At 68.6% G+C, this 13,599-nt stretch carries 13 protein-coding genes and 1 tRNA gene; 3 read left to right on the top strand and 11 right to left on the bottom strand.

The features are described from left to right. Window positions 1-25: 25 nt before the first annotated feature. The 3 genes from DT073_RS05820 to DT073_RS05810 form a co-directional block, all read right to left on the bottom strand. A complete protein-coding gene (locus tag DT073_RS05820) occupies window positions 26-955 on the bottom strand; it encodes a carbohydrate ABC transporter permease (protein ID WP_124292535.1) in 930 nt (309 codons plus the stop codon). Continuing rightward, window positions 952-1,899 carry a carbohydrate ABC transporter permease gene (locus tag DT073_RS05815; RefSeq protein WP_124292534.1) on the bottom strand — a complete coding sequence of 316 codons (948 nt, stop codon included), beginning with the start codon at window positions 1,897-1,899 and terminating at the stop codon, window positions 952-954. The genes DT073_RS05820 and DT073_RS05815 overlap by 4 nt, the downstream gene beginning before the upstream one ends. 72 nt (window positions 1,900-1,971) lie before the next feature. Beyond that, window positions 1,972-3,333 (bottom strand): ABC transporter substrate-binding protein, encoded by a 1,362-nt coding sequence (locus DT073_RS05810; RefSeq protein WP_124292533.1) that lies wholly within the window; start codon window positions 3,331-3,333, stop codon window positions 1,972-1,974. A gap of 255 nt (window positions 3,334-3,588) precedes the next feature. Between DT073_RS05810 and DT073_RS05805 the strand changes: the two genes are divergently transcribed. Further along, the gene (locus DT073_RS05805; RefSeq protein ID WP_124292532.1) at window positions 3,589-4,632 is read left to right on the top strand and encodes a LacI family DNA-binding transcriptional regulator; all 1,044 of its coding nucleotides are present in this window, start codon (window positions 3,589-3,591) and stop codon (window positions 4,630-4,632) included. 12 nt (window positions 4,633-4,644) lie between these two features. Here DT073_RS05805 and DT073_RS05800 read toward each other — a convergent pair whose 3' ends face one another. Next, a complete protein-coding gene (locus DT073_RS05800; RefSeq protein WP_124292531.1) occupies window positions 4,645-5,250 on the bottom strand; it encodes a MerR family transcriptional regulator in 606 nt (201 codons plus the stop codon). Window positions 5,251-5,317: 67 nt separating this feature from the next. Between DT073_RS05800 and DT073_RS05795 the strand changes: the two genes are divergently transcribed. Next, the gene (locus DT073_RS05795) at window positions 5,318-5,815 is read left to right on the top strand and encodes a DUF4188 domain-containing protein (protein WP_124292530.1); all 498 of its coding nucleotides are present in this window, start codon (window positions 5,318-5,320) and stop codon (window positions 5,813-5,815) included. An 83-nt stretch (window positions 5,816-5,898) separates the two neighbouring features. Here the strand turns inward: DT073_RS05795 and DT073_RS05790 are convergent. From DT073_RS05790 to DT073_RS05760, 7 genes are all read right to left on the bottom strand, one after another. Beyond that, window positions 5,899-5,971: transfer RNA gene (locus DT073_RS05790), tRNA-Arg, on the bottom strand. Between the two features lie 85 nt (window positions 5,972-6,056). Then, window positions 6,057-6,617: an asparagine synthase gene (locus tag DT073_RS05785; RefSeq protein ID WP_124292529.1), complete on the bottom strand. Its 561-nt coding sequence runs from the start codon at window positions 6,615-6,617 to the stop codon at window positions 6,057-6,059. Between the two features lie 69 nt (window positions 6,618-6,686). Continuing rightward, window positions 6,687-7,631, bottom strand: a complete 945-nt coding sequence (locus tag DT073_RS05780) for an aldose 1-epimerase family protein (RefSeq protein WP_124292528.1) — start codon at window positions 7,629-7,631, stop codon at window positions 6,687-6,689. Window positions 7,632-7,636: 5 nt separating this feature from the next. Beyond that, a complete protein-coding gene (gene araA / locus DT073_RS05775; RefSeq protein ID WP_124292527.1) occupies window positions 7,637-9,142 on the bottom strand; it encodes an L-arabinose isomerase in 1,506 nt (501 codons plus the stop codon). Window positions 9,143-9,168: 26 nt separating this feature from the next. Next, entirely contained in the window at window positions 9,169-10,755 is a 1,587-nt protein-coding gene (locus DT073_RS05770) for a xylulokinase (RefSeq protein ID WP_124292526.1), read from the bottom strand. Beyond that, window positions 10,752-11,441 (bottom strand): L-ribulose-5-phosphate 4-epimerase, encoded by a 690-nt coding sequence (locus DT073_RS05765; RefSeq protein WP_240638826.1) that lies wholly within the window; start codon window positions 11,439-11,441, stop codon window positions 10,752-10,754. The genes DT073_RS05770 and DT073_RS05765 overlap by 4 nt, the downstream gene beginning before the upstream one ends. Before the next feature lie 148 nt (window positions 11,442-11,589). Next, entirely contained in the window at window positions 11,590-12,600 is a 1,011-nt protein-coding gene (locus DT073_RS05760; RefSeq protein ID WP_124292524.1) for a LacI family DNA-binding transcriptional regulator, read from the bottom strand. Window positions 12,601-12,707: 107 nt separating this feature from the next. Between DT073_RS05760 and DT073_RS05755 the strand changes: the two genes are divergently transcribed. Further along, window positions 12,708-13,556, top strand: a complete 849-nt coding sequence (locus tag DT073_RS05755) for an NAD-dependent epimerase/dehydratase family protein (protein WP_124292523.1) — start codon at window positions 12,708-12,710, stop codon at window positions 13,554-13,556. Window positions 13,557-13,599 lie beyond the last annotated feature (43 nt).

Raw genomic sequence — 13,599 nt, 5'->3', positions numbered from 1 at the left:
CAGGACGTGCGGCGCGGGCCGAGGATCACTTGAGGCTTCCGATCGCCAGCCCGCCCCGCCAGTACCGCTGGAGGGTCAGGAAGGCGATGATCAGCGGGATCACCGAGACGAGCGAGCCGAGGATGATGATGCTCCACAGGGTCTGGCCTCCGGCCGCGCCGTAGGACGAGGCCGTGGACTGCCACAGACCGATCCCGACCGTCACGGGGAACAGCCGGTTGTCCGAGAGCATGACCAGCGGCAGGAAGTAGTTGTTCCACGATGACACCACCGAGAGCAGCAGCACGGTCACCATCGCCGGCCGCAGCAGTGGCAGGGCGACCGTCGCGAACGTACGGAACTCCCCCGCGCCGTCCACGCGCGCAGCGTCGAGCAGCTCGTCGGGCACGGCATCTCGCGCGTAGACGCACATCAGATACACACCGAACGGGTTCAGCAGGGTCGGGAGGATCACCGCCCAGATGGTGTTCGTGAGCCCGGCTTCGGCGAACAGGACGAAGGTCGGGATGACCAGCGCGGTCGTGGGCACCATGACCGCACCCAGGATGACGGCGAAGCCGAACCGGCGCCCCGCGAAGCTGTACTTCGCGAAGCCGTACCCGGCGAGCACCGCGAGCACCGTCGCCCCGATGCCGCCCGCCAGGGCGTAGAGGGCGGAGTTGCCGAGCCAGCGGGCGTAGATGCCGCCGCTGTACGTGAACAGATCGGTGAAGTTCTGGACGTAGTCGATGTTGTCGCCGAACCACAGCGCACTTCCCCCGCCGAACAGGCTCGCTGCATCCTTCGAACTGTTGACGATCAGCCACCAGAACGGGATGAGGAAGTAGATCATCAGGAGGGCGAGGACGATGTTGAGCGGGATGCGACCGCCGACACGTCGGGGATCGGATCGCCGTTCGACGAGCTTGCCCGAAGCGCGCCGCGTTTTCGGACGCTCGACCGGTGTGACGCTCATGAGATGAAGCTCCCTCGCTTGCGGGTCGCGAACAGGAAGATGTACACGCAGATGAAGACCACCGCGCCCAACGCGAACGAGATCGCGGAACCGTAGTTGTCATTGGCCAGCGAGAAGGCCTGCTGGTACGCATACATGTTCGGCGTGAAGTCATTGGGTATGGCTCCGGCTGCCAGTTGTTGGAGGATCTTCGGCTCGTTGAAGAACTGCAGCGTCCCGATGAGGGCGAAGACCAGGATCAGCAGGAGCGCCGGCGCGATGAGGGGGATCTTGATGCGCAGGACGATCTGCCACTGCGACGCGCCGTCGATACGGGCCGCCTCGTACAGCGTCGGGTCGATTCCCTGGAGCGCCGCGTAGAGGATGATCATGTAGTAGCCGGCCCACTGCCACGTCACAATGTTGAGCAGGCCGTAGAAGATCAGGTTGCTGCTGAGGAAGTTCGGTGCCGTCGCGCCGAAGATCCCGAAGATCTCCGCCAGCGGGCCGAAGTTGCTGCTGTAGAGGAACCCCCACATCAGGGCACCGATGACGGTGGGGATCGCATAGGGCATGAAGATCATCAGCCGCGAGAAGCGGGCGAACCGCGTGGTCATGATGTCGAGCATCAGAGCCACCGCGAGGGAGACGGCCATCTGCAGCGGGATGAGCACCAGCGAGAAGCTGATGACGAACCACGCCCCGCTGAGGAACGACGGATCGGTGAACGCCTTGATGTAGTTGTCGAACAGCACGAACCGCTCCCCGCCGATCAGCGAGGACTGGAACATGCTCAGGTAGAACGCGAATCCGATCGGCAGAACGAGCAGCGCGAGGAAGACGACGGCGAACGGCCCGACGAAGAGCCATCCGACGAGGTTCTGTCGCGCGGCGGCGGAGCGGCGGCGTCCCTTCTTGTTGTGCGTGGCGCTTTCGCGCTCGGGTGTTGCGAGAGTGACGGTCATGATGTGCCTCCGGGGCGAGGGTGCGGTGGGGGATCGGACCGCGTGAGCACTGTCCGACCCCCTACCGTCACCTCAATCGACGACGGTGAATCCCTGCTCCTCGGCGTAGGCCACGAGGTCGGCCTGGAGGGCGTCGGCCGCCTCCGAGCCGGTCGCGGAACCGTCGTTGATCCGTGCGAGCTGTTCGGTCAGCGCGGAGTAGTAGTACTGCCCGATCGGCGTGTACACCATGCCGGTGTACGCGTTCGCGGCGGGAACGTACACCTCCTTGTTGGCCTGCCGGCCGTTGAAGAAGGGCACCTCGTAATCCTGGAACTCCGGGGAGTCGAGGACGTCGACGTTCAGCGGAAAGATGATCTGCTCGCGCCAGCCCTGGTCGAGCGAGGCCTGGTCGGCGTAGACGCCGAAGGCCACCTGGGCGGCGAGCTCGGGGTCGCTGGCCTGGCTGGTCACGGCGAACGCGGAACCACCCCAGTTGATCGCGACCGGGTCCGCAGGATCCCACTGCGGCATCGGAGCCGTGGCCCAGACGCCCGCGTCCGCGCCCTCACCGACGCCGGCGCCCTGCAGGTACCCGGGAGCCCATGCGGCAGACAGGTAGGTGGCATAATCTCCGCCGATCACGCCTGAGATGTACTCCGGGGTGAACTGATCCTGCGTGCCCACCAGGTCCTCTGAGACGAGGTTCGCCCAGTAGTCGAGCATGTCCTTGATGGCCGGGTCATCGAGGTTGATCGAGATCTCACCCTCGTTCTCGGGGGTGTAGGTGAAGGGCTCCGCTCCGGTCTGATACATCAGCGCCGTGACGAAGGCGGGCTGGTTCGCCGCGAAGTCGGCGAAGTACGGCCCACCGGCGTCACGCACGGTACGGGCAGCCGCTTCGAACTCCTCCCACGTGGTGGGCGGAGTGATGCCGTACTCCTCGAAGATGTCGGTGCGATATATCATGCCCATGGGGCCACCGTCGATCGGAGCGCCGTAGATGCCGTCGCCGACGGAGACGTCCTGCCACGCGCCTTCGCTGAAGTTGTCCTGGACCTCTTCGTAGCCGAGGTCCCGCAGGTCGACGAAGGCGCCCTGGACCTGGAAGCTCGGGATGCGGTCGGACTCGACCATCACGACGTCCGCGGCACCGCTGCCGGCGGAGACGGCGGTCTGCAGGCGCTCGTATGCCGGGCCGCCGGCCCCCACGTTCGTCCAGCAGACCTGAACTTCGTCGTTGGCCTCGTTGAAGTTGTCGGCGACGTCTTCCATGTTGGGGTACCACGCCCACAGCGTGACCACCGGCAGGTCGGGCTTGGGGATGGTGTTCTCGCAGTTGCTGGCGCCGTTTCCGCCTCCAGCGTCTCCGCCGCCGCCTCCATTCGAGCAGGCAGCAAGGCCGGTGGCGAGCGCGATCGTTGCCATGGCAGCAAGGACTGGCTTCGTCTTCACGGGGATTCCTTTCGGGGTTGCGGGACTTCTTCGTCGGTGCGCGACCTACTTCCCGCGCGTCGACGCGCCAGGGGATGTCGCCATCCGGGAAGCATTTCCAACGTTGTATTCCAACGTTAGAAAAACATTGGCACGCGCCCGGATTCGTGTCAAGGTGCTCTTATCACCCGACGACCCCCGCACGGATGCGGGACGGCTCGCAGCAAGGCGAAGAAGCCCTAGGGTGGAGGAGAAAGCGGAGTCAGGAGCACGCCCATGGGCCCCACGTTGCACGACGTCGCCCGCGTCGCCGGCGTGTCGATCAAGACGGTGTCCAACGTCATCAACGACCATCCGCACGTGCGGCCCGGTACGCGCGATCGGGTCAACGAGGCGATCGCACAGCTCGATTACCGCCCCAACCTCTCTGCGCGCGGACTGCGGTCCGGACGCACCGGGGTCATCGGGCTCGCCGTCCCGTCCCTGCGGGAGAACTACTTCGCCGAACTCGCCGACGCGGTGATCCGCGCGGCGGAGGCCCGCGGGCTGGGCGTGATGGTGGAGCAGACCGGTGGCCAGCGCGAGGCCGAGGTGCGTGCCGTGTCGGGCAGTCGCCCGCGCTTCCTCGACGGGCTGCTCTTCAGCCCCGTGAGCCTCGGTCAGGCCGACGCCTCGCTGCTCACCGCGGACGGGCCGCTCGTGCTGCTGGGCGAGCGGATCTTCGGCGGGCCGACCGATCACGTCACGATGCACAACATGACGTCCGCCCAAGCCGCCGTCGAGCACCTCATCGACATCGGCCGCCGCCGCATCGCCCTCATCGGCGCCGACCCGCGTCACCGCGACGACGAGGCGAACTCTGCGAATCTGCGGCTACGAGGCTACCGTCGCGCGCTCGAGCGGGCAGGGCTCCCCTTCGACCCGGTCCTCGTCCGCCCGACGGTCATGTCCGACTGGAACCGCGCCGGCGGCGCGGCGGCCATCCACCGCCTCGTGGCGGACGGCGTGGACTTCGACGCCGTCTTCGCCCTCACCGACACCCTGGGTTTGGGCGTGCTTCGCGCGCTGGGCGAGGAGGGCCTCCGCGTACCGGAGGACGTCGCCGTCATCGGGTTCGACAACATCGACGAGAGTAAATACTCTGTCCCCTCGATGTCGACGATCGACACCGGTCGGGATGAGATCGCTGCGATCGCGGTCGACCGCCTGATCGAGCGCATCAAGGAGAAGGGCGAGCGCCGACCGCCCGAGACGTACAAACCGGACTTCCGGGTCGTGCGGCGCGAGTCCACGGGCTTCACCATCGCCGACTCCGACTGACGTCGCGCGGCGTCAGGCGCCGTATCGCTCGCTCGAGACGATCTGTTGCGCAGCGCGACGAAGGGCCAGCAACAGTGGTTCGGTCAAGACGGTGCCGAGCACCACATACCGCACCGCGCTCTCGATCGAATCGTCCGGGATACCGGCGATCTCCGCGTCGGCGATCTGCCGCGCCGAACGGACGTACGCGTCGAGGACATCGACCGGCACACGGAAGCCCGCCCGCTCGAGGGTCGCGAGCGCCACGGCGAGCCCGCCGAGCAGGCGAGGCTCGCATGTGCCGGGCTCTCCACCCAGACGCTCGTACAGATCCTCAGCACTGGCGGTGTCGATGTCGTCGGGCACGCTGGGGGTCACGGCGCTGTGGGCGATGCCGAGCAGATCGTAGGATCCCGCCGGCGGGTCATCGAGCGCCGCGACGACGTGGCGGATCTCGGCCACACTGACCCCTGCGGCCACGAGCGCCCGCACGACCCGGAGCCGTTCGACGTGTCGCGGGCCGTAGTCGGCCTGGGTGGCCGCCGTGCGGACTCCTTCGGGCAGCAGTCCTTCGCGCAGGTAGTACTTGATGGTCGGCACGGCGACATCCGCTGTGGCCGCGAGCTCAGAGATCCGCATATCCCTCCTTGCATTAGATAGTACAACTATCCATACTGGATAGCGTCACTATCGAAAGGACTTCACGATGAGCAAGATCGCCGTAGGCCGCATGACGCATCGCCACGAGGGGGAGCTCGTGGTCTTCCACATCGGGATGCAGATCAACCGCTGGTGGCGATTCGACCAGTGGTTGCCGGTGTTCACGGCCATGCCGAGAATGCTGCGGGAGCAGATGACCGACACGGACTCCGGGCTCCTGGGTGCGCAGCTCCTCCTCGGGGCGGGTGGGCCGTATGTCGTCCAGTACTGGTCGTCGATCGAGAAGCTCTACGCCTACGCGTCGTCGATGGATCTTCAGCATCGGCCGGCCTGGACGGCCTTCAACCAGCGCGCCCGGAAGGCGCCGGGGGCCGTCGGCATCTGGCACGAGACGTTCCTCGTCGAACGCGCCGAGAGCATGTACGTCTCGACGAAGCCGATGGGCCTCGCCGCCGCCACCGAACACGTGCCGGTCACGGGCCGCCACGACGGGGCTCGCGCTCGCTTCGCGGACGGGAGGACGAGCTCCACCCCGGCTCGCTGACCGCCGCTCGGAGCGCGAACAGATCCGGATGCAGCAGAAGAGGCCCCCGATGGGGACCTCTTCTTCACTGTCTCAACACAGTGCGCGCCCGAAGGGACTCGAACCCCTAACCTTCTGATCCGTAGTCAGATGCTCTATCCATTGAGCTACGGGCGCCCGCACTCGCAACCGTTACCGGCGCGCGAGCACCAGATGAGAATACCCCACCGGGGGCGGCGCCGCGAATCGAGCGGCGGCCCGGTCACGACGGGTCGCCCTCCCGTTGACGCGCCCGACGATGCGCCGACAGGCGCGGGAGGTCGACGAGGCGCAGCGCCTGCATCCGTGCTGTCCGCATCGTCTCGTAATCGGGGTCGAGATCGGGGCGCATCGCCTCGACCCGCAGCCGACGCTGCAGGTTCGATTCGACGTCGCCCCACGCGGCATCCCGGGCGTTCTCGACGAGATCGCGCACCGCCTCGGGGTTGTCGGCCATCTCACGAAGCCGCTTCGCGACCCCCTCGTACTGCCGGCGGCGACGGCGGAGGTTGCGGGTGTCGCGGTCGCGGTAGTCGTGCGTGCCGTCGGGGTCGGAGAACTTCCCCCAGGCCTTCTTGCGCTGGCGTCGGGCGAGGTCGGCGGCGGCGTCCTGTTCGTCGGCGAGAGCGAGCAGCGTCGTCCGGGCGAACCGCTCGAACGGCTCGTAGTGGAATGTCTCGTCGTTGGCGATCGTCTCGACGAGGATGCGATTGCGCACGGTGAGGCGGGCGGCAGCAGCGGCGATCGAGACCCCCTCGCCGATGGCTTCGGCGGTCTTACCCATCGTCACCCCCTCGCTCCCAGGCTACCGGTCGGGGCCGATCGGCCGGGAGGAAGGCCCGTCGACGCCCCGTCAGGCGATGGCGGAGATCCGCCAGGAGGCTGCGGATGACGCGCCCGGCCCCAGTTCGATGAGACCGGCGTCGAAGTCGTAGCGGCTGGCGTTGAACGCATCGGGCGCGCAGGTCATCGGCTCGACGGCGAGGCCCAGGCGCGAGACGGCCTTGTCGGGCTTGTCGGCGGTGTGGATCTGGGCCCACGGGCAGGCCGTGTCCCAGGTCATCGCGACCCCGGTGCCGTCGGGCGCGGTCACCCGCACGGAGGCGAAGCCGTCGTCATCCCGGGCGAACCCGGTGTAGGCGTGGTCGATCTCGACCTGACCGATCCGCCGAGCACGGCGGAAGTCGAATCGCTCGGCGCCGGCAGTCTCGGCCGGCTCGAGCGAGACGGGGATCAGCCGGTCATCGGTGACGGTGAGAACGTCGTCGGCAGGGAGCTCGAGCGACCACTCGTCGACGAGTCCGGGGCCGGCGACGAGATAGGGGTGGGGCCCCGTCCCCCACGGTGCGGGCTCGTCGCTGTGGTTGTGCACCCGCACCGTCTGGGTGAGGCCGTCGGCCGCGAGCTGGAAGGTCGTCTCGAGTCCGAGCTCCCAGGGGTAGCCGGTCTGCGCGACGATGGTCGCCGCGAGCGTGACGTGGCTCGGGCCCTTGTCGATCGCTTCGAAGTCGAGCCACGACGCCAGGCCGTGCAGCGCATGCCCGCGCGTCGGCTCGGTCAGCGCGACGCGACGTTCGACGCCACGGAAGGTGTAGATGCCGTCGACGACCCGGTTCGGCCACGGCGCGAGCGTCGCCCCACGGTACGAGGGACGCACCTCGTCGGCGCCGAACGGCACGACGAGGTCGCGGCCCTGGAAGGTCAGACACCGCAGCGTCGCGCCGACGCTGGCGATGCAGGCCTCGTAATCGCCCGCGCGAAGGGAGTGCTGGGTGCCCGAGACGGAGTGCGATGCCATAGAAGTCAGATTCCCTGCGCGAGTCGGTAGTAGGCCTGGTTCCACCGGAGCTCCCGCTGGAAATCACGGACGGTGGTCTGCTCGTCGATGACGACGAACTCGGTGCGGGCGATCTCGGCGAAGTCCCGGAAGACCTCCACGCCCACAGCCGTCGTCATCACAGTATGGTGCGCGGCACCGGCCGCCAGCCAGCAGGCCGCCGAGGTGGCGAAGTCAGGCGCGGGCTTCCACACGGCGCGACCGACCGGCAGCCGCGGGAGGTCAGGCGCGTCGACGTTCTCGACGACGTTGGCAACCAGGCGGAACCGGTCGCGCATGTCGCTCATGGCGACGACGAGGGCCGGCCCCGGGTCTGCGGTGAAGACAAGCCGGACGGGATCGGCCTTTCCGCCGATCCCCAGCGGGTGCACCTCGAGGCGCGGCTTGCGCGTCGTCAGCGACGGCGCGACCTCGAGCATGTGCGCGCCGAGGATGCGTTCGGACCCGGGCACCAGGTCGTAGGTGTAGTCCTCCATGAGGCTCGCGCCACCGGGGCGGCCGGCGCCCATGACATTAGCGACACGGACGAGGATGGCGGTCTTCCAGTCGCCCTCCGCGCCGAAGCCGTAGCCCTCGGCCATGAGCCGCTGCACGGCGAGGCCGGGGAGCTGCGTGAGGGCGCCGAGGTCTTCGAACGAGGTCGTGAACGCGCCGAAGCCACCCGTCTCGAGGAAGGAGCGGAGACCGACCTCGATCGCGGCGCCGTCCCGGAGGCTCTGATGGCGGTCACCGCCCGGCAGCAGTTCGGCGGCGACGTCGTAGCTTGTGACGTATTCGTCGACGAGCGCGTCGACGTCGGCCGAAGAGGCGTCGGCGACGGCAGCGGCGAGCTCGTTGACTCCCCAGGTGTTCACCTGAACGCCGAAGCGCAGCTCTGCCTCGGTCTTGTCGCCCTCGGTGACGGCGACATAGCGCATGTTGTCACCGAACCGCGCGAGTTTCAGAGACCGCGCAGCCGCCCACCCTGCCGCGGCCCGCTGCCAGTCCTCGACCTGCTGGCGGACGGCCGGGTTCGACACGTGTCCGACGACGGTCTTGCGGGCGACGCCCAGTCGGGTCTGGATGTAGCCGAACTCGCGGTCGCCGTGGGCAGCCTGGTTCAAGTTCATGAAGTCGAAGTCGATATCCGCCCACGGCAGCTCGACATTCGCCTGGGTGTGGAGGTGCAGCAGGGGCTTGTGCAGTGCGTCGAGCCCGGCGATCCACATCTTCGCCGGACTGAACGTGTGCATCCAGGCGATGATGCCGATGACCTCGTCGCGTGCGTTCACCTCGAGCGCGAGCCGGCGGATCGAGTCGGCATCCTTCAGCACGGGCTTCCAGACGACACGAACGGGCAGGCCATCGAGCCCCGTGACGACCTGCTGCGACTGTTCGGCGACCTGACGGAGCGTCTCCTCGCCGTAGAGGGTCTGGCTTCCGGTGACGAACCACACCTCGTAGGCGTCGAGAGAGGTGGACAGTGACGGCATGACGGGTCTTCCTTCGAATCGGATGGTCAGAGGGCGGCGACGGCGGCGCGCTCGACGGCGAGAGCCGCCTCGTAGCGTCCGAGGAACCGGGTGAACCCGGCGACGTCGTCGGGCTGGGGATCGACGGTCACGGTCTTCGCGTCGGCGAAGACGTGCCTGTCGAGGTAGTCGGAGAGCGTCGACCCATCGGCGTGCAAAAGGTGGGCGGCGAGCACCGCCATCCCCCACGGGCCCCCTTCACCCGCGGTATCGCCGACGGCGATGGGAGTGCCGATCGCGGCGGCGAGGAACCGCTGGGCGACCCCGGCGGTGCGGAAGACCCCACCGTGGGCGAACATCCGGTCGATCGCGACTCCCTCATCCGAGAGCACGCGCATGCCGAGCGCGAGCGTCGCGAACATTCCGTAGAGCTGCGCGCGGATCGCGTTAGGGAGCGTGAATCGACTCTCGGGCGTCCGCACGAACAACGGTCGCCCCTCCTCGAGACCGACGATCGGCTCGCCCGAGAGCTGGTTGAAGGCGATCAATCCACCGGCGTCGGGGTCGCCCTGTTCCGCCGCGCGGAAAAGGACCTCGAAAACCTCGTCGGACGAGAGCGGCGACCCGGCGCGCTCGGTGAAGTCGCCGAACATCCCCGCCCACTCCGCGAGCTCGCTCGCGCCGTTGTTGCAGTGCACCATCGCCACCGGGTCGCCGACGGGTGTGGTGACGATGTCGATCTCGTGGTGCGCGGCGGCGAGCGCGCCTTCGAGCACGACCATCGCGAAGATGCTCGTTCCGGCGCTGACATTCCCGGTGCGCGGCGCGACGGCGTTCGTTGCCACCATTCCGGTTCCGGCGTCGCCTTCCGGAGGACAGAACGGGATGCCGGGGCGCAGCCGCCCGGTCGGGTCGAGCCGAGCCGCCCCGGCCCCGGTGAGTGTGCCGGCGGGCTCACCCGCTTTCAGGACCCGTGGGAGGAGGGCGGCGATGCGCAAACCCGGTGCCGCCTCGGCGACCATCCCATCGAAAGTCTCGATGAGTCCGAGGTCGTAGTCGCGCGTCGCCGGGTCTATCGGGAACATGCCCGATGCGTCTCCCACGCCCACCACGCGCCGACCCGTCAGCTGCTCGTGCACGTATCCCGCGAGGGTGGTGAGGTGGCGGATCTCGGGAACGTGCGGCTCACCGTCGAGAACCGCCTGGAAGAGGTGGGCGACCGACCAGCGGAGCGGGATGTTCTGGTCGAACGCCGTCGAGAGCGCTTCGGCGGCGGGTCCGGTCGTGGTGTTGCGCCATGTGCGGAACGGGGTCAGCAGCTCACCCTCGCCATCGAAGGCGAGGTAGCCGTGCATCATGGCCGAGACGCCGATGGCCCCGACCGTCTCGAGCGCGACGCCGTGCCGCCGCTGGGCATCGGCAACCAGGTCGGCGTAGGCGCTGCGCACACCGTTCCAGACATCGTCGAGCGCATAGGTCCATGTCCTCCCTTCGAAACGGTTCTCCCAGGCGTGCGAGCCGACCGCGAGTACCTCCGTCGGATCGTCGGCGTCGACGAGGCACGCCTTGATCCGGGTCGAGCCGAGTTCGATGCCCAGGGCGGTCCGGCCGGAGGTGATGACGTCGGCACTCATCGCGCGTCCTCTTCACGGCGATCGTCGGTGCTCTGCCCGTAGACGTTCTGATAGCGGTCGTAAAGCCGATCGATCGAGTCCTGCGGGATGGGGATGAGAGGACCCCCCTGGCGTGCGATGTGGATGGTCCTCGCGGCATCCTCGACCATGACGGCGGCCTTCACGGCGTCCTTCGCGGAGACCCCGATGGTGAAGGGGCCGTGGTTGCGCATGAGCACGGCCCGAGATCGGTGTCCGCGGAGCGTCTCGACGATTCCGCGGCCGATCGAGTCGTCGCCGATGATGGCGAAAGGTCCCACCGGGATCGGACCTCCGAATTCATCCGCCATCCCGGTGATGACGCACGGGATCGCTTCGCCGCGCGCGGCCCATGCCACGGCGTAGGTGGAGTGGGTGTGGACCACACCGCCGACCTCCGGCATGTTCCGGTAGACGTAGGCGTGCGCTGCGGTGTCGCTGGACGGGCTCCGTTCGCTCCCCGCCGACCCGGGCACGACGTTGCCGTCGAGGTCGCACAGGATCATGTTCTGCGCGTCGAGATCGTCGTACGAGACGCCGGAAGGCTTGATGACGAAGAGGTCGGTGCCGGGCACCCTGCCCGAGACGTTCCCGCCCGTCCAGACGACGAGCCCGTACCGGACGAGTTCGCCGTGAAGACGCGCGACGTCAGCGCGGACGGTTTCGATGGCTTCACGGACGACAGGGTCGAACGACGGTGTCGCAGCATCGGTGCTGGGCACGATTCCTCCCTCGGTGGCGGATGCGCGGGGCGCAGGCGGTGCTCATGTTACCGGTAACAATCTTGCGGGTACAGAGCGCGCGGCCGTGGTCCGATCACGGCGTCGGCGTCGGTGGGCGGGTCGTCGAGGCCCGCGGCACGAGGGTGGGAGCGGCCGGATGCGGCGGCGCGTCGATCTCCCCGAGGACTTCCGCGACGGCGCGACGCGCCTCGCCGGCGACGTCGAGACGCACCGTCGTGAGCGCGGGACGGTAGAACGCCGCATCAGGATTGTCGTCGAACCCCGTCACGCTCACGCTCCCCGGCACCTCGACGCCCGCTGCGCGGAGCCCGGAGATCACGCCGAGCGCCATCTGGTCGTTGGCGGCGACGACCGCGGTCGGCCCGTCCGGCTCTCGTGCCGCAGCCGCGATCGCCTGACTCAGCCCCGCCGCCGTGGCTGCCGTCCAGTCCCCTTCCCAGCGCAACGTGGTGTCCAGGCCAGCTTCGGTGAGGGCCGCGACCGCGCCCGCCTCGCGGCTGACCGCTTCGCTCCACGCCGCAGGGCCGGCGAGCCGGGCGATGCGGCGATGGCCGAGGCCGACGAGGTGCCGGACGGCGGCTGCGGCACCCTCAGCCTGCCGCTCGGCACCCTCTCCCTCGTGAAGGGCGGCCATACGCACGTCGGGATGGGCCTTTCGCAACGCCGCCGAGGTCGTGAGATGCGGGGCCAGCACGATGATGCCGTCGACACCCTGCGTGAGGAGACGGTCGGCGGCGGCGATGACGGACGACTCGCTTTCGGCGTCCGCGTACGCGGTGGCGATCCAGCGCCCCTGCTCGCGGGCGGCGGCGTCCAGCGCGGCGATGCCGACGGCGGGTCCGTACAGGGTGGCATCGGAGGCGAGCACACCGAGCGTCCGGGTGCTTCGCGTGCCGAGCGCGCGGGCGGCGTTGTTCACCCGGTATCCGAGGCGGCTCACGGTCTCGAGCACCCGGGCGCGCGTCTCGGGACGGATGTGCGGGTGATTGTTCAGCACGCGCGACACCGTCTGCGGCGAGACACCGGCCGCAGCCGCGACCTCGCGCATGCCGAGGCGGGCGCGCCGGTCGTCAGGAGCGGTCATGGCAACCGAGGTTAGCGGCCGGACGGCGCGAGGCGTCCGATGTGGTCCTCGAGGGGCGGTCGCCTGAGCCGGCCCTCGCCGCCGTGCTGACATGGCAAGGTGATCAGATGCGCATCGCACTCACCGGTTCATCCGGAAAGCTCGGCTCGGTCGTGGCCCGCGAACTTCGCGCCGGCGGCATCGAGGCCATCGGCCTCGACGTCGCCGGCGAGCGCGGCCCGGGTTTCGTCCAGGTCGATCTCACCGACTACGGCCAGGTCGTCGACGCGCTGGGCGCGGTGAACGACCAGCACGACGGTGTCGACGCCGTGGTGCACCTGGGGGCGATCCCGGCACCGGGACTGCGCAGCGACGTGGCGACCTTCCACAACAACATGGCGGCGACCTTCAACGTCTTCCACGCCGCCATCCGCGTGGGGGTGCGCCGGATCGTCGCCGCATCGAGTGAGACGGTGCTGGGTCTCCCCTTCGACGTGCCGCCGCCGTACGCCCCGGTCGACGAGGAGTACGAACCGCGTCCCGAGAGCGTCTATTCGCTCGTGAAGACCCTCGAAGAGCGCATGGCGCGCGAGCTCGTGCGCTGGCACCCCGACCTCTCGATCACCGCACTGCGCTTCTCGAACGTCATGGTGCCCGAGGACTACGCCGAGTTCCCGTCGTTCGACGCCGACCCCCGGCGCCGTAAGTGGAACCTGTGGGGCTACATCGACGCCCGCGACGGCGCCCAGGCGATCGAGCGGGCACTGCGCGTGGCCGAGCCCGGATTCGAACCCTTCATCATCGCGGCGGCCGACACCGTGATGACCCGCCCGAACGCCGAACTGCTCGCCGAGGTGTTCCCAGACGTCGGGGTGCGCGGCGAGATCGGAGAGAACGACACCCTGCTGTCGATCGACAAGGCGCGCCGGATGCTCGGCTACGAGCCCCGCCATTCGTGGCGGACCGAGCTCTCCTGAGGGCGTTCGCCGACGCAGAACGCCGAAGCGGCGCCGGGATCGC

Origin of the sequence: Microbacterium sp. ABRD28 (assembly GCF_003850245.1) — a bacterium.
Taxonomy (GTDB): domain Bacteria; phylum Actinomycetota; class Actinomycetes; order Actinomycetales; family Microbacteriaceae; genus Microbacterium.
This window is presented reverse-complemented; position numbering and strand designations above follow the sequence as displayed.